At 61.7% G+C, this 15656-nt stretch carries 14 protein-coding genes; 11 read left to right on the forward strand and 3 right to left on the reverse strand.

All coding sequences use genetic code 11. The features are described from left to right. Positions 1 to 75 precede the first annotated feature (75 nt). The 9 genes from F2S13_RS08605 (at position 76) to F2S13_RS08645 (ending at position 9731) form a co-directional block, all read left to right on the forward strand. Complete coding sequence (locus tag F2S13_RS08605) at positions 76 to 1539, forward strand: gamma-aminobutyraldehyde dehydrogenase (protein ID WP_166360045.1); 1464 nt, start codon at positions 76 to 78, stop codon at positions 1537 to 1539. Positions 1540 to 1631: 92 nt separating this feature from the next. Continuing rightward, positions 1632 to 2783, forward strand: a complete 1152-nt coding sequence (ydcS, locus tag F2S13_RS08610; protein WP_166360046.1) for a putative ABC transporter substrate-binding protein YdcS — start codon at positions 1632 to 1634, stop codon at positions 2781 to 2783. Between the two features lie 219 nt (positions 2784 to 3002). Beyond that, positions 3003 to 4043, forward strand: coding sequence for an ABC transporter ATP-binding protein (locus tag F2S13_RS08615; protein ID WP_166360047.1), 1041 nt, complete (start codon positions 3003 to 3005; stop codon positions 4041 to 4043). Between the two features lies 1 nt (position 4044). Continuing rightward, positions 4045 to 4995 carry an ABC transporter permease gene (locus F2S13_RS08620; RefSeq protein ID WP_166360048.1) on the forward strand — a complete coding sequence of 317 codons (951 nt, stop codon included), beginning with the start codon at positions 4045 to 4047 and terminating at the stop codon, positions 4993 to 4995. Beyond that, entirely contained in the window at positions 4985 to 5803 is an 819-nt protein-coding gene (locus tag F2S13_RS08625; protein WP_166360049.1) for an ABC transporter permease, read from the forward strand. Before F2S13_RS08620 ends, F2S13_RS08625 begins: the two co-directional genes overlap by 11 nt. Positions 5804 to 5838: 35 nt before the next feature. Further along, a complete protein-coding gene (locus F2S13_RS08630; RefSeq protein ID WP_166360050.1) occupies positions 5839 to 7263 on the forward strand; it encodes a gamma-aminobutyraldehyde dehydrogenase in 1425 nt (474 codons plus the stop codon). A gap of 199 nt (positions 7264 to 7462) precedes the next feature. Further along, positions 7463 to 8941 (forward strand): APC family permease, encoded by a 1479-nt coding sequence (locus F2S13_RS08635; protein WP_166360051.1) that lies wholly within the window; start codon positions 7463 to 7465, stop codon positions 8939 to 8941. Between the two features lie 206 nt (positions 8942 to 9147). Then, the gene (locus tag F2S13_RS08640) at positions 9148 to 9402 is read left to right on the forward strand and encodes a type II toxin-antitoxin system HicA family toxin (RefSeq protein WP_166360052.1); all 255 of its coding nucleotides are present in this window, start codon (positions 9148 to 9150) and stop codon (positions 9400 to 9402) included. Beyond that, positions 9399 to 9731, forward strand: a complete 333-nt coding sequence (locus tag F2S13_RS08645) for a type II toxin-antitoxin system HicB family antitoxin (RefSeq protein WP_166360053.1) — start codon at positions 9399 to 9401, stop codon at positions 9729 to 9731. The genes F2S13_RS08640 and F2S13_RS08645 overlap by 4 nt, the downstream gene beginning before the upstream one ends. Before the next feature lie 63 nt (positions 9732 to 9794). On the opposite strand, the gene F2S13_RS08650 is transcribed toward F2S13_RS08645, so the two are convergent. From F2S13_RS08650 to F2S13_RS08660, 3 genes are all read right to left on the reverse strand, one after another. Beyond that, positions 9795 to 10901: an NADH:flavin oxidoreductase/NADH oxidase gene (locus F2S13_RS08650; protein WP_166360054.1), complete on the reverse strand. Its 1107-nt coding sequence runs from the start codon at positions 10899 to 10901 to the stop codon at positions 9795 to 9797. 143 nt (positions 10902 to 11044) lie between these two features. Further along, on the reverse strand, positions 11045 to 12754 hold the full coding sequence (gene recJ, locus F2S13_RS08655) for a single-stranded-DNA-specific exonuclease RecJ (protein ID WP_166360055.1): 1710 nt from the start codon (positions 12752 to 12754) through the stop codon (positions 11045 to 11047). A gap of 3 nt (positions 12755 to 12757) precedes the next feature. Further along, positions 12758 to 13300, reverse strand: coding sequence for a YaeQ family protein (locus F2S13_RS08660; RefSeq protein ID WP_166360056.1), 543 nt, complete (start codon positions 13298 to 13300; stop codon positions 12758 to 12760). Positions 13301 to 13441: 141 nt separating this feature from the next. Between F2S13_RS08660 and F2S13_RS08665 the strand changes: the two genes are divergently transcribed. After that, positions 13442 to 14641, forward strand: a complete 1200-nt coding sequence (locus tag F2S13_RS08665; RefSeq protein WP_166360057.1) for a CaiB/BaiF CoA transferase family protein — start codon at positions 13442 to 13444, stop codon at positions 14639 to 14641. A 33-nt stretch (positions 14642 to 14674) separates the two neighbouring features. Further along, positions 14675 to 15574, forward strand: a complete 900-nt coding sequence (locus tag F2S13_RS08670; protein ID WP_166360058.1) for a TIGR02285 family protein — start codon at positions 14675 to 14677, stop codon at positions 15572 to 15574. The last annotated feature ends 82 nt before the right edge of the window (positions 15575 to 15656 follow it).

A 15656-nucleotide genomic window follows, 5' to 3' on the forward strand; every position in this document is an offset into this window, starting at 1 on the left:
TAAGGTCGGGCTGCTTTTTTCATAAAGTGTTTTATGGAGCGCACCGTGCCATCAGAAGAAAAGAGAACTCGCAAAATGGCCGGCGCACAACCGACTCAGCTGTTCACCGCACTGTTGATCGATGGTGAGCTGGTTGCCGGCCAGGGTTTTGTCGAACCCATCCTCAATCCGGCCACGGCCGAAGTCCTGACACAGATTGCCGAAGCCAGCACCGAGCAGGTCGAAGCCGCCATCAACGCAGCGCATCGCGCCTTTGCCAGCTGGTCGCGAACCACCCCGCAACAGCGTTCGGCCATTCTCCTGGCCATCGCCGATGCGATTGAAAAACAGGCTGATCAATTGGCTCGCCTGGAAGCACTGAACTGCGGCAAGCCACTGCACCTGGCGCGCCAGGATGATCTCAACGCCACCGTCGATGTCTTCCGTTTTTTTGCCGGCGCCGTGCGCTGCCAGACCGGTCAGTTGTCAGGCGAATACCTGCCGGGCTACACCAGCATGGTGCGCCGCGACCCCATCGGTGTGGTCGCCTCCATCGCCCCCTGGAACTACCCGATCATGATGGCCGCCTGGAAAATCGCCCCGGCGCTGGCGGCCGGCAACACCCTGGTGTTCAAGCCATCGGAACACACGCCCTTGTCGATCCTGGCGCTGGCACCGGCACTCGCGCAAATACTGCCACCGGGCGTCTTGAACATTGTCTGCGGTGGCGGCGAAGGCGTCGGTAGTCACCTGGTCAGCCACCCGAAAGTACGCATGGTGTCGCTGACCGGCGATATCGTCACCGGGCAGAAAATCCTCCAGGCAGCAGCCAAGACCCTCAAGCGCACGCACCTGGAACTCGGCGGCAAGGCACCGGTGATCGTCTGCAACGATGCCGACATCCAGGCGGTGGTAGAGGGTGTGCGCAGCTACGGCTATTACAACGCCGGTCAGGATTGCACCGCGGCGTGCCGCATTTATGCCCAGGCGGGTATTCACGATCGTCTGGTCGCCGAATTGGGCGCGGCCGTCAGCAGCCTGCGCTTTGCCGGCAAGCGCGATGGCGACAACGAAATCGGCCCCCTGATCAGCACCCGACAGCGCGACCGCGTCGCCAGTTTTGTCGAGCGCGCCCTCGGCCAGCCGCATATCGAACGCGTCACCGGCGCCGCCGTACATTCGGGCCCCGGCTTTTACTACCAACCGACACTGCTGGCCGGCTGCAAGCAGAACGACGAGATCGTTCAGCGCGAGGTGTTCGGCCCGGTGGTGACTGTGACCCGTTTCGAGGAGCTGTCTCAGGCGGTCGACTGGGCCAACGACTCGGAATATGGCCTGGCATCCTCGGTCTGGACCCAGAACCTGGACAAGGCCATGCAGATCGCCGCACGCCTGCAGTACGGCTGCACCTGGATCAACAGCCACTTCATGCTGGTCAGCGAAATGCCTCACGGCGGGCTCAAGCGCTCCGGGTATGGCAAGGACCTGTCCAGTGATTCGCTGCAGGACTACAGCGTGGTGCGCCACATCATGGCACGCCATGGCGAGCATTTGAGTTAAGCATCAATAACAGCACTACTCTAATAGCGAGACTGATTGTTACATCACGTTCACAACTGCCCCGACCATAATTTAAAAAAGAGGGATAACTCATGTTCGTGCAAAAGACTGCACTGCTCAGCGCACTGACCACAGCCCTGCTGGCCAGTGCCAGCCTCCAGGCCGCTGAACCGCTCAAGAAAGTTGGCGAGGGCGAAGGCCAGCTGGATATCGTGGCCTGGCCCGGCTACATCGAACGCGGTGAAAGCGACAAGAATTACGACTGGGTCACCGGTTTCGAGAAAGAGACCGGCTGCAAGGTCAGCGTCAAGACCGCCGCCACCTCCGATGAAATGGTCAGCCTGATGGCCAAGGGTGGTTATGATCTGGTCACCGCATCGGGCGATGCGTCGTTGCGCCTGATCGTCGGCAAGCGTGTGCAGCCGATCAACACCGCGCTGATCCCGAACTGGAAGAACATCGACCCGCGCTTGAAGGACGGCGCCTGGTACGTGGTCAACAATCAGACCTACGGCACGCCTTATCAGTGGGGCCCGAACGTGTTGATGTACAACACCAACGTGTTCAAGGAAGCGCCAACCAGCTGGAGCGTTGTCTTCGAGCCGCAGAACCTCCCCGACGGCAAGCCCAACAAGGGCCGCGTCCAGGCGTACGACGGCCCGATCTACATCGCCGACGCGGCGCTGTACCTGAAATCGGCCAAACCCGAGCTGGGCATCAAGAACCCCTACGAACTGACCGAAACCCAGTACAAGGCCGTGCTCGACCTGTTGCGCGAACAACAGCCGTTGATCCACCGCTACTGGCATGACGCGACCGTACAGATGAGCGACGTGAAAAACGAAGGCGTCGCCGCGTCCAGTTCCTGGGGCTATATGGTCAACGGCCTGCAAGCCGACAAGCAGCCAGTGGCCTCGACCATTCCGAAAGAGGGTGCCACGGGCTGGGCCGACACCACCATGCTGCACACCGACGCCAAACACCCCAACTGCGCCTACAAGTGGATGGACTGGTCGCTGCAACCGAAGGTCCAGGGTGACGTCGCCGCCTGGTTCGGTTCGCTGCCGGCGGTGCCTGCGGCGTGCACCGGTAGCGAGCTGCTGGGTGCCGAAGGTTGCAAGACCAATGGTTTCGACCAGTTCGACAAACTCGCCTTCTGGAAGACCCCGCAGGCTGAAGGTGGCAAGTTCGTGCCGTATAGCCGTTGGACGCAGGATTACATCGCCATTATGGGCGGAAGGTAAGACACCGCCCCCTGTAGCCGCTGCCGCAGGCTGCGCTCGCTCGCGAAGCGGGCGCACGATTTCAAGATCGCCGGGGAGCCCCTGCGGGACTCCAGCGCAGCCTGGCGGCAGCGGCTACATGGATCGAGCCCACCGGGCTCGCCACGAACACGTTTCAGCCTTTTCAGAAGTCCAGGCCGGGCCGCTGCGCACACCCACGCCTATTTGGAGCATCGCATCATGACGCTTGCAGTCCAGTTCACCCAAGTTTCACGTCAATTCGGCGATGTGAAAGCCGTTGACCGGGTTTCCATCGACATCCAGGACGGCGAGTTCTTTTCCATGCTAGGCCCTTCGGGTTCCGGCAAGACCACCTGCCTGCGACTGATCGCCGGTTTCGAGCAACCGAGTGCCGGCTCGATCCGCATTCACGGCGCCGAAGCCGCGGGCCTGCCACCCTACCAGCGTGACGTGAACACCGTCTTCCAGGACTACGCCCTGTTCCCGCACATGAACGTGCGCGACAACGTCGCCTATGGCCTGAAGGTCAAGGGCGTCGCCAGGCAGGAACGCATGGCCCGCGCCGAAGAGGCCCTGGACATGGTCGCCCTGGGCGGCTATGGCGCACGCAAGCCGGTACAGCTGTCGGGTGGTCAGCGCCAGCGGGTGGCACTGGCACGCGCCCTGGTCAACCGCCCTCGCGTGTTGCTGCTCGACGAGCCATTGGGCGCTCTCGACCTGAAACTGCGCGAGCAGATGCAGGGCGAGCTGAAAAAGCTCCAGCGCCAGCTGGGCATTACCTTCATCTTCGTCACCCACGACCAGACCGAAGCCCTGTCGATGTCCGACCGGGTCGCCGTGTTCAACAAGGGCCGTATCGAACAGGTCGATACCCCACGCAACCTGTACATGAAACCGGCCACGACTTTTGTCGCCGAGTTTGTCGGCACCTCCAACGTGGTGCGCGGCGAACTGGCGCAACAATTGAGCGGCAGCCAACTGCCCTTCTCGATCCGCCCCGAACACATCCGCTTCGGCGACGGCCCGGTGGCCAGCCATGAAGTAGAGATCAGCGGCCTGCTGCATGACATCCAGTACCAGGGCAGCGCCACTCGCTATGAACTGAAACTGGATAACGGCCAGATGCTCAGCGTCAGCCAGGCCAACAATCAATGGCTGGAACACGCCGTTGTGCACCAACCCGGCCAGCGCCTGACAGCGCGCTGGGCCCGCGAGGCCATGACCGCCTTGCAGGAAACCGCCTTGAGCGAGGGCAAGTGACATGAGCCTGGCCCTGGAAAAAACGGCGCAACCGCCGGTGTACTCACCCTTCAGGCGGTTCTCCAACCTGCTCTGGCGGCGCCCCAACCTCTACCTGGCGATGCTGCTGATACCGCCGCTGACCTGGTTCGGCGCGATTTATCTCGGCTCGTTGTTGAACCTGTTGTGGCAAGGTTTCTACACCTTCGACGACTTCACCATGGCGGTCACGCCCGAGCTGACCCTGGCCAACTTCGTCGCCCTGTTCAACCCGGCGAACTTCGACATCATCCTGCGCACCCTGGGCATGGCCGTGGCCGTGTCGATCGCCAGCGCCATCGTTGCCTTTCCGATCGCCTATTACATGGCCCGCTACACCACCGGCAAGACCAAGGCGTTCTTCTACATCGCGGTGATGATGCCGATGTGGGCCAGCTACATCGTCAAGGCCTATGCCTGGACCTTGCTGCTGGCCAAGGGGGGCGTCGCTCAGTGGTTCGTCCAGCAGTTGAATCTGGAGCCGGTGCTGCAATTTGTGCTGGGCATTCCGGGTGTCGGCGGCAGCACCCTGTCGACCTCGCACCTGGGCCGCTTCATGGTGTTCGTCTACATCTGGCTGCCGTTCATGATCCTGCCGATCCAGGCCTCCCTGGAACGCCTGCCACCGTCGTTGCTGCAAGCCTCGGCGGATCTTGGCGCCAAACCCCGGCAGACCTTCATGCAGGTGATCCTGCCACTGTCGGTGCCGGGCATCGCCGCAGGCTCGATCTTCACCTTCTCGCTGACCCTGGGCGACTTCATCGTGCCGCAGCTGATCGGACCGCCCGGCTACTTCATCGGCAGCATGGTCTACGCCCAGCAAGGCGCTATCGGCAACATGCCGATGGCCGCCGCCTTCACCCTGGTGCCGATCGTGCTGATTGCCATCTACCTGTCCATCGTCAAACGACTGGGGGCCTTCGATGCACTCTGATTCTTCTCAAAAGGCGTCCCTGGGCCTGCGCCTGGCCGCCTGGGGCGGGCTGGTGTTCCTGCACTTCCCGATCCTGATCATCTTCGTCTATGCCTTCAACACCCAGGATGTGGCGTTCAGCTTTCCGCCCCAGGGTTTCACCCTGAAGTGGTTCAGTGTGACGTTCGCACGGCCGGACGTGGTGGACGCGATCAAGCTTTCCGTGCAGATCGCCTTTCTGGCCACCTTGATCGCGCTGGTGCTTGGCACCCTGGCTTCGGCAGCCCTCTACCGCCGGGATTTCTTCGGCAAGGAAGGTATCTCGCTGATGCTGATCCTGCCGATCGCCCTGCCCGGGATCATCACCGGTATCGCCCTGCTCTCGGCATTCAAGACCCTGGGCATCGAACCCGGCGTATTCACCATCGTGGTCGGTCATGCGACCTTCTGCGTGGTGATCGTCTACAACAACGTCATCGCCCGTCTGCGCCGCACCTCCCAGAGCCTGATCGAGGCGTCCATGGACCTGGGTGCCGACGGCTGGCAGACCTTCCGCTACATCATCCTGCCCAACCTCAGCTCGGCGTTGCTGGCAGGCGGCATGCTGGCGTTTGCGCTGTCGTTCGATGAAATCATCGTCACCACCTTCACCGCGGGCCACGAGCGGACCCTGCCGCTCTGGTTGCTCAATCAGCTCAGCCGTCCGCGCGACGTGCCCGTGACCAACGTCGTCGCCATGCTGGTGATGCTGGTGACCATGCTGCCGATTCTTGGCGCCTACTACCTGACCCGCGGCGGCGAAAGCGTGGCCGGCAGTGGCGGCAAATAACTGTGATTCGAATCAAGCACCTTGAGGATTCAGCCATGCAAACCCAACTGTTGATCAACGGCCAACTGGTTACTGGCGAAGGCGCCAGCCAGCCGGTCTACAACCCGGCATTGGGCCGGGTGCTGGTAGAAATCAATGAGGCCAGCGAAGCCCAGGTCGATGCTGCCGTACGTGCTGCCGATGCCGCCTTCGAAAGCTGGTCGCAGACCACACCCAAAGACCGCTCGTTGCTGCTGCTCAAGCTGGCCGATGCCATCGAAGCCCACGGCGAAGAGCTGGCCAAGCTGGAATCGGACAACTGCGGCAAGCCCTACCATGCAGCACTGAACGACGAGATCCCGGCGATTGCCGACGTGTTCCGTTTCTTTGCCGGGGCCAATCGCTGCATGAGCGGTTCCACCGCCGGTGAATACCTGCCGGGCCACACCTCGATGATCCGTCGCGACCCGGTCGGCGTGATCGCCTCCATCGCGCCGTGGAACTACCCGCTGATGATGGTCGCCTGGAAGATCGCCCCGGCCCTGGCCGCCGGCAACACCGTGGTGCTCAAGCCCTCCGAGCAAACGCCGCTGACTGCCCTGCGCCTGGGCGAACTGGCCGCCGAGATCTTCCCGGCCGGCGTGCTCAACCTGGTGTTCGGCCGCGGCCCTACCGTCGGCACCCCGCTGGTGACCCATCCGAAGGTACGCATGGTCTCGCTGACCGGCTCGATCGCGACCGGCGCCAACATCATTTCCAGCACCGCCGACAGCGTCAAGCGCATGCACATGGAACTGGGCGGCAAGGCCCCGGTGATCATCTTCGATGACGCCGACATCGATGCCGCGATCGAGGGCATTCGCACCTTCGGCTTCTACAACGCTGGCCAGGATTGCACCGCGGCCTGCCGCATCTATGCGCAGAAAGGTATCTACGAAAAATTCGTCGAGAAGCTCGGCGCCGCTGTCGCCAGCATCAAGCACGGTCTGCAGGATGACCCGAACACCGAGCTCGGCCCGCTGATCACCGCCCAGCACCGCGACCGCGTCGCCGGTCTGGTCGAGCGCGCCATCGCCCAGCCGCACATGCGCCTGGTCACCGGTGGCAAGGCGGTGGAAGGCGATGGCTACTTCTTCGAGCCGACGGTACTGGCCGATGCCCAACAGGATGACGAGATCGTCCGCCGCGAAGTGTTCGGGCCGGTGGTGTCGGTGACGAAGTTCGACGACGAAGCACAGGTACTGGCCTGGGCCAACGATTCGGACTACGGCCTGGCCTCGTCGGTCTGGACCCAGGATGTGGGCCGCGCCCATCGCATGTCGGCACGCCTGCAGTACGGCTGCACCTGGGTCAATACGCACTTCATGCTGGTCAGCGAAATGCCCCATGGCGGGCAGAAGCTGTCCGGGTATGGCAAGGACATGTCGATGTATGGGTTGGAGGATTACACCATTGTACGGCATGTGATGTTCAAGCATTAAGGCAACACATTACCTGTAGCCGCTGCCGCAGGCTGCGCTGGAGTCCCGCCAGGGGCTCCTTGGCGATCTTGAGATCCTGCGCCTGCTACGCAGGCGAGCGCAGCCTACGGCAGCGGCTACAGTGCTTCACCCGCAATCCAGATCAAAAACAATAACAACCGAGCCTAAAAATCTGCCGATTTTTCTGGAGCAAATACCTATGAGTGTCACCCCGAGTACAACAGTCGCCGATACCGATGCCGAACAGCTCAGGCAACTGGGCTACACCTCAAACTTCGACCGCAGCATGAGCCTGTGGCAGAACTTCGCCCTGGGCTTTACCTACCTGTCCCCTGTCGTGGGCGTCTACACTCTGTTCGGCCTGTGCCTGGCCGCCGGCGGTCCGCCGATGTTCTGGGCTTATCTGCTGGTGGGCTGCGGCCAGTTGCTGGTCTGCCTGATCTTCGGTGAAGTGGTATCGCAGTTCCCGATTTCCGGTGGCGTCTACCCCTGGGCGCGCCGCCTGGTAGGCAAGCGCTGGGCGTGGATGGTCGGCTGGATCTATGCCATCGCCCTCTGTGTAACCATCGCGGCCGTTGCCGTGGGTGCCGGCCCTTATCTGGCCGCGATGCTCGGCTTTGAGCCCAGCGGCGATACCAACATTATCATCGCCCTGATACTGACCCTGTTTGCCACCCTGGTTAACCTGAGCGGCACCAAGGTGCTGGCCCGCATCGCCATGTTCGGCTTTCTCTGCGAGCTGATCGGGGCGGTGGTGGTCGGTGTCTATCTGCTGGTCTTTGAACGCCATCAGCCGATCAGCGTGTTGTTCAACACCTTTGATATCAGCATCGACGGCTCCTACTTGCCGGCGTTCCTGACCGCGTCCCTGGCGGGGATGTTCCTGTACTACGGTTTCGAAGCCTGCGGCGACGTGGCCGAAGAGACGCCCAACCCGAGCAAGCGCATTCCGATCGCCATGCGCATGACCATCTACATTGGCGGTGTGGCCGCGATGTTCGCCTGCCTGGCACTGATCCTCGCCGTACCGGACATGAACGCAGTCATCAACGGCACCGACAAGGACCCGGTCACCACCATCCTCAACAATGCCTTCGGCAGCGTCGGCTCGAAAGTGGTCATGGGCGTGGTCATGGTCTCGTTCATCTCGTGCGTGATCAGCCTGCAGGCCGCCGCCAGCCGTCTGCTCTACTCCTATGCACGGGATCAGATGATCATCGGCAGCCACTTGCTCAAGCGCATTTCACCCAACACTCAGGTGCCGGTTGCCGCGCTGTTCGTCTCCGGCGTATTGCCGGCGCTGATCATCGTGATGGGCTTCTTCCTGCAGGATGCCGTGGCCACGATCGTCAGCTTCGCCGCCATCGGGATCTACCTGGCCTTTCAGATGATCGTGCTCGCCGCCCTGTACGCCCGTGCTCGCGGCTGGAAACCCAGCGGCAAGTTCAACCTGGGCAGGTGGGGCCTGCTGGTGAACATCGGCGCGCTGGTCTACGGCGTCGGCGCCATCATCAACATGGCCTGGCCACGCACCCCGGATGCCGCCTGGTACATCAACTATTCGATGGTGGTGAGCACCGTCATCGTGATCGGCCTGGGCCTGCTCTACATGTGGTTGGCCAAGCCTTATGACCACGGCAACGCCCCGGCGGGCGATGCCTGGAAGGTCAGTAAGTAAGGAGTGGACTCTCGTTCCCACGCTCTGCGTGGGAACGCCGTTCCAGGCGCTCCGCGTCGATATTCCCCAAGGCGACGCAGAGCGTCTCTGGATGCATTCCCACGCAGAGCGTGGGAACGAGTAATAAGACTTCTCCGACGGCACGCAACGCCCTCTCCTACTTCTCATCCATTGAGCGCCACCATTAGGTATCATAATCTGATACCATGAATAATCATCAGCGCTCTACACTCTTCGCAATATTCACAAAACCTGTTCCCAAGACGCTGGAGTGGATTCGTATCGAGTCGCTGCTGATAGCGGTTGGAGCAAGAACAATCGAAGGCAATAGCTCTCGCGTTCGCTTCGAACTCAACGACGTTGTCGGCACTTTCCATCGGCCTCATCCAGACAAGGAGGCTAAACCGTACCAGGTACGTGATGCGCGTTCTTTTCTGGAGCAGGCGGGAATTACCCCATGAATGTAATGAATTACAAAGGTTACGCGGCCCGCATCGAGTACAGCGACGAAGATGGCCTGCTGATCGGACACGTCGCCGGGATTCGGGACGTGATTGGCTTCCATGCAGAATCGGTATCCGAATTGCGCGAGGCGTTCGAAGAGGCTGTGGACGATTATCTGGCTGCCTGCGCACGCATCGGGCGTGCACCGCAAAAGGCCTATTCGGGCAAGCTGAGTCTGCGACTGGAACCGGCCTTGCACGCGTGCGTCGCGGTCAAGGCCGAGCTGGCCCATAAAAGCATCAACCAGTGGGTAAGTGATGTCTTGAGCCGCGAAGCGCACGCCTGAGCCGGCCTGGCTGCCGGGTCGGGCGTGGCATTGAACCTTTTGCGGTGTGCACTCTTATTGCAATCAATCCCGCAAATCCGACTCATGAATCGGCTGATCCCGATGGGTGGCGCGTTGGTATTGCGCCGGCCAGATGGCTTTTTGTCCACCCAGATCGTCATCGGCATGCAGCGGCCAGTACGGGTCGCGCAGCAGTTCGCGGGCCAGCAGGATGATGTCCGCCTGGCAGGTGCGCAGGATGTGTTCGGCCTGGGCAGGTTCCGTGATCATGCCTACTGTGCCGGTAGCGATGCCGGATTCCTTGCGCACGCGCTCGGCGAAGCGGGTCTGGTAGCCCGGGCCTGTGGGGATCTCGGCATTGACCGAAGTACCGCCCGAAGAGACATCGATCAGGTCGACACCCAGCGCTTTCAGGCGCCGCGCCAGTTCGACGGTTTCGTCCGGGTTCCAGCCATCCTCGACCCAGTCGGTAGCCGATACGCGTACGAAAAGCGGCAGCTCCTCCGGCCAGACCGCACGCACCGCTTCGGTCACTTGCAGGGTCAGGCGGATGCGATTTTCGAAACAGCTACCGTATTGATCACGACGCTGGTTGCTGATGGGTGACAGAAATTGATGCAGCAGGTAGCCGTGCGCAGCATGTATCTCGACCACTTTGAAACCGGCGACCAGCGCTCGTTGGGCGGCATCGACAAAGGCCTGGATGATGCCCTGGATCTGCCCTTCGCTGAGTTCCGTGGGCGCCGTGTGCTCAGGGTCGAAGGCAATTTTCGAGGGCCCGACCGGGACCCAGCCACCATCACCGACCGACACGCTGCCGTGCTTGCCCAGCCAGGGGCGATAGGTGCTGGCCTTGCGCCCGGCATGGGCCAGCTGGATACCCGGCACCGAACCTTGCGCGGTGATGAAGCGGGTGATGCGTTGCAATGGCGCGATCTGTTCGTCGCACCACAGGCCCAGGTCCTGAGCCGTGATGCGTCCGTCGGCGGTTACCGCCGTCGCTTCGCTGAATACCAGGCCGGCGCCGCCGATGGCACGGCTGCCCAGATGAACAAGGTGCCAGTCATTGGCCAGGCCATCGACACTGGAATATTGGCACATGGGTGAAACCGCAATCCGGTTGGGCAGGGTCAGTTGACGCAAGGTGTAGGGTTCAAGCAGCAGACTCATGGGGCACCTCTCAAATCAAGTGGTAAGGCTCCAGGTTCTGTTTGAAAAGTCGACAGACGAGAATCTTCCCCGCAGGTTCACATGACAAATCAGACAGTGATTTAGAGCCTAGACCACTTTGCTGGCGCTTCCCCGCTATTCGTTCAACGCGGCTCCATGTGCGCGATCATCAACTGCACGGTTTCCTGGCCACGGAACTCATTGAGGTCGAGCTTGTAGGCCAGCTCAACCCAGCGTACCGAAGGGTTTGGCCAGACTTCGCGGTCGATACCGAAGGCAATGCCGTCGAGCTTCACTGAACCGCATTCACTCTTGAGCACGACCTTCAAGTGACGCTCACCGACTACGCGCTGTTCGACCAGCTGGAATACGCCATGAAACAACGGCTCAGGGAAGTGCTGCCCCCAGGGACCGGCATGGCGCAAGGCCCGGGCCAGCTCCAGATGGAACTCCTCGACCGCCAGCGTACCGTCGGTCAGCAAACGACCGGTCAAGTCGTCTTCGCGCAGTTGGCGGCGCACCTCGGCATCGAACGCCTCGGCAAAGGCCTGGAAGTTCGCTGCCGGCAACGACAGGCCGGCAGCCATGGCATGCCCACCGAACTTGCTGATCAGCTGCGGATGCCCCGCCGCCACGGCGTCCAGGGCATCGCGAATGTGGAAACCCGGCACCGAGCGGGCCGACCCCTTGAGCATCCCGTCGCCGGCATCGGCGAAGGCAATGGTCGGGCGGTGGTAGCGCTCTTTCATGCGCGAAGCCAGGATGCCGATAACGCCCTGGTGCCAGTCCGCCTCGAACAGGCACAAACCGAACGGCATCGATTCCAGCGGCAGGTCCTTGAGCTGGGCCAGGGCCTCGCGTTGCATTCCCTGCTCGATGGATTTGCGGTCCTGGTTCAATTCATCCAGCTGCGCGGCCATTTCCCGGGCCAGGGCCGGGTCGTCACTGAGCAGGCATTCGATGCCCAGGCTCATGTCATCCAGACGACCGGCGGCGTTCAGGCGCGGGCCCAGAATGAAACCCAGGTCCGTGGACGTGATGCGACTGTGATCGCGCCTGGCCACTTCCAGGATTGCCTTGAGCCCCGGTCGGGCACGCCCGGCACGAATCCGCTCCAGCCCCTGGTGGACCAGAATCCGGTTGTTGGCATCCAGCGGCACCACGTCGGCCACGCTGCCCAGCGCGACGAGATCGAGCAGCTCGCCGATGTTGGGCTGCGGCCGGGTCGCGTAGTGGCCCAGGCTGCGCAAGCGTGCGCGCAGGGCCATCAGGACATAGAAGATCACCCCCACTCCGGCCAGCGCCTTGCTCGGAAACTCGCAGCCGGGCTGGTTCGGATTGACGATGGCGTCGGCCGCCGGCAGTTCGCTGCCCGGCAAGTGGTGGTCGGTGACCAGCACCTGCAGGCCGGCCGCCTTGGCCGCTGCGACACCTTCGACACTGGAGATGCCGTTGTCGACGGTGATCAGCAGCTGGGGCTGGCGTTGCAGCGCCACCGCAACGATTTCCGGCGTCAGGCCGTAACCGTATTCAAAACGGTTAGGCACCAGGTAATCGACGTGGGCCGCGCCAAGCAAGCGCAAGCCCAGCACGCCGACCGTACTGGCCGTGGCGCCATCGGCGTCGAAGTCACCGACAATAAGGATGCGCTGGCGTTGCTCCAGTGCGACCAGCAGCAAATCCACCGCTGCATCGATGCCCTTGAGCTGCTGGAAAGGGATCAGCCGTGCCAGGCTCTTGTCCAGTTCAGCCTCGGACTGCACGCCACGCGCCGCATACAATCGAGTCAGCAGCGGCGGCAGGTCACCGAGAAAGGGCAGGGTTGCGGGCAGTTGGCGTGGTTCGATACGCATGGATCAGCCGCGCTCGCCCAGCAGCCACTCAAGCTGGACTTCGTGCTGACCACGGTCATCGGTGACGAAAATGGTCCCTTCGCTGATCATCACATCCCACTTGATGACGCGCGGCATGTCCTTGGCCAGCGTCTCGAGGACTTCCTGGGGAACGGCGGCGATGTTGACGTTCTTTAGGTTCTTGACCGCATCGACGACCTTGGTCTGCCATACGCGCAGGCTGCCGTAGGCCATCAGGCTGGTGCGTTCGGTGCGACGGGAGCACCAGGTCAGGCGCTCGGCGTCCGGCTGGCCGACTTCGATCCAGTGAAGCACTCGGTCATCCAGGCTTTTTTCCCACAATGCTGGTTCGTCCACTTCTGACAGGCCGCGGCCGAACGACAGCTGCTCGTTGTACCAGAACGCATACGCAAGCAGGCGCACGGTCATGCGTTCTTCGGTTTCGGAGGGATGGCGGGCGATGGTTTGCTTGACGCTCTCATACACCCCACGGTCGAGGTCGGTGAGGTTCAGTTCAAACTTGTAGGTCGTGGACGGCTGGGCCATGAACGGGCTTCTTGCTGCGAGGAAAGTCGCACAGTCTAACCGATGCGCAGGCGTTGAACGAATGAGAGTCGCCTGTCGGGTATCTGCCAGGCCCTGCCTGTGATAAAAACATCGATCCTGCCCTGCCGCTATGGACTTGCCATGCAACTTGCCGCCAAACCTCTCGCCGGTGTCAAAGTCATCGAACTCGGTACCCTGATCGCCGGCCCCTTCGCCTCACGCATTTGCGCCGAGTTCGGTGCCGAAGTGATCAAGATCGAGTCCCCCGATGGCGGCGACCCGCTGCGCAAGTGGCGCAAGCTGTATGAAGGCACCTCGCTGTGGTGGTTCGTGCAGGCCCGCAACAAAAAATCCCTGACCCTGAACCTCAAGCACCCTGAGGGTCAGGAAATCCTCAAGAAGCTGCTAAGCGAAGCGGACATCCTGATCGAGAATTTCCGTCCGGGCGTGTTGGAGAAACTCGGGCTCGGCTGGGATGTACTGCATGCATTGAACCCAAAGCTTGTGATGGTCAGATTATCGGGCTTCGGCCAGACCGGGCCGATGAAAGACCAGCCGGGATTCGGCGCCGTCGGCGAATCCATGGGCGGGCTGCGCTATATCACCGGGTTCGAGGATCGCCCGCCGGTGCGCACGGGCATTTCCATCGGTGATTCCATTGCGGCGCTATGGGGCGTGATCGGCGCGCTGATGGCGCTGCGGCATCGCGAGGTCAACGGCGGTCAGGGCCAGGTAGTCGATGTCGCACTGTATGAAGCGATCTTCGCCATGATGGAAAGCATGGTCCCGGAATTCGATGTGTTCGGCTTTATTCGCGAGCGCACCGGCAACATCATGCCGGGGATCACGCCGTCCTCGATCCACACCAGCGCCGACGGCCGGCATGTACAGATCGGTGCCAACGGTGATGCGATCTTCAAGCGCTTCATGCTGGCCATCGGTCGCGACGACCTGGCCAACGATCCGACCCTGGCCAGCAACGATGGGCGCGATCTGCGCCGCGACGAACTCTACGGCATCATCGATCGCTGGGCGCGGACCCTGCCGCTGGACGCGTTGATGACCGTGCTCAACGAAGCACAGGTTCCAGCCAGCCGCATCTACTCGGCCGAAGACATGTTCAACGACCCACAGTTTCTGGCCCGGGAGATGTTCCTGCAGGCCAGCTTGCCCGATGGCAAACCGTTCAAGATGCCGGGGATCGTGCCCAAGCTCTCGGAAACCCCGGGCTCGGCCGAATGGGTCGGCCCAGAACTCGGCGCCCATAACAATGAGCTGCTCGGCGAACTGGGGTATGACGCTGCGACCATTGCGCGATTACGCGAACTGGGAACGATTTAGGATCAGCTGCACCTGAGCCAAGGATTGCGTGCAATGACAGACTGCTCGATGCCCGGGAAAAAGCGCCGGCTGCCAGCCCTGCTGGTATTGCTGGCCTGCGTCGCTGCCACTACTGCGGCACAGGCCAAGGAGACTTTGACCTGGCTGTTGCGGGATTTGCCGCCGCTGACTATTTTCGAAGGCCCGCAGAAAGGCAATGGCGCGGTCGATCACTTGTTGCCACTGCTGATCGCCGGTATGCCGGAATATCAGCACAACATCCAACGGGTGAATCGTGCGCGCGGCATGCAAATGCTCAAGGAACACAACTTCACCTGCGACCCGACATTGCTCTGGACAGCCGAGCGCAGCAAGTTCCTGGTGTTTTCCGTCCCGAGCATCGGCTTGCTGAGCAATGGTCTCATTGTTCGCCAGCGTGATCTAGCGATCCTCGAGCCGTTCTTGCACGACCGCAAAATCGATCTTGCGGCCTTGCTGGCGGCGCAATCGATCAAGGTCGGTCTGGTAGCCGAACGCAGTTACGGCGAACAGCTCGATGGTTTGCTCAAGACCGCGCCTGCCCATACCCTGGTCCCCCATTATGGCAACGATGCCGTGGGCAGCCTGTTACAGATGCAGGAGGCAGGGAGGCTGAAAGTCGTGCTGGGCTACTGGTCGGAAGCCCGTTATCAGATCCAGCGACAAGCCATGGTCGAAAATGAATTCGCCTTCTTTCCGATCCAGGGTGTGAACACGTATCAGTTTATCCACGTGGGTTGCTCCGATACCGCGTTGGGGCGCGCGGCCATCTTGCGAATCAACCAGGAGCTGGCGGCGCTGCGCCGGGAGACCCTTGCCGGCTATTACGCCCAATGGCTGGATCCGCAGCTGCGCAGCCAGTACCTGCAAGATGCACAATCTTTTTTCTTCGAGCAGGGCCAGAGGCTCCCCTGAATTCTTTTGCGACACGCAAAAAGAAACCCCGAACGGTGGGGAGCCGCTCGGGGTCAAACCAGATCATTGCGGACAGCGTCGT

Origin of the sequence: Pseudomonas akapageensis (assembly GCF_011355085.1) — a bacterium.
Taxonomy (GTDB): domain Bacteria; phylum Pseudomonadota; class Gammaproteobacteria; order Pseudomonadales; family Pseudomonadaceae; genus Aquipseudomonas; species Aquipseudomonas akapageensis.

Coding starts and splice junctions, on each gene's coding strand:
- F2S13_RS08625 (WP_166360049.1), top strand. CDS start 4,985: ATGCACTCTGATTCTTCTCAAAAGGCGTCCCTGGGCCTGCGCCTGGCC.
- F2S13_RS08665 (WP_166360057.1), top strand. CDS start 13,442: ATGCAACTTGCCGCCAAACCTCTCGCCGGTGTCAAAGTCATCGAACTC.
- F2S13_RS08630 (WP_166360050.1), top strand. CDS start 5,839: ATGCAAACCCAACTGTTGATCAACGGCCAACTGGTTACTGGCGAAGGC.
- F2S13_RS08615 (WP_166360047.1), top strand. CDS start 3,003: ATGACGCTTGCAGTCCAGTTCACCCAAGTTTCACGTCAATTCGGCGAT.
- F2S13_RS08650 (WP_166360054.1), bottom strand. CDS start 10,901: ATGAGTCTGCTGCTTGAACCCTACACCTTGCGTCAACTGACCCTGCCC.
- F2S13_RS08645 (WP_166360053.1), top strand. CDS start 9,399: ATGAATGTAATGAATTACAAAGGTTACGCGGCCCGCATCGAGTACAGC.
- F2S13_RS08640 (WP_166360052.1), top strand. CDS start 9,148: ATGAATAATCATCAGCGCTCTACACTCTTCGCAATATTCACAAAACCT.
- F2S13_RS08635 (WP_166360051.1), top strand. CDS start 7,463: ATGAGTGTCACCCCGAGTACAACAGTCGCCGATACCGATGCCGAACAG.
- F2S13_RS08660 (WP_166360056.1), bottom strand. CDS start 13,300: ATGGCCCAGCCGTCCACGACCTACAAGTTTGAACTGAACCTCACCGAC.
- recJ (WP_166360055.1), bottom strand. CDS start 12,754: ATGCGTATCGAACCACGCCAACTGCCCGCAACCCTGCCCTTTCTCGGT.
- F2S13_RS08605 (WP_166360045.1), top strand. CDS start 76: ATGGCCGGCGCACAACCGACTCAGCTGTTCACCGCACTGTTGATCGAT.
- F2S13_RS08670 (WP_166360058.1), top strand. CDS start 14,675: ATGACAGACTGCTCGATGCCCGGGAAAAAGCGCCGGCTGCCAGCCCTG.
- ydcS (WP_166360046.1), top strand. CDS start 1,632: ATGTTCGTGCAAAAGACTGCACTGCTCAGCGCACTGACCACAGCCCTG.
- F2S13_RS08620 (WP_166360048.1), top strand. CDS start 4,045: ATGAGCCTGGCCCTGGAAAAAACGGCGCAACCGCCGGTGTACTCACCC.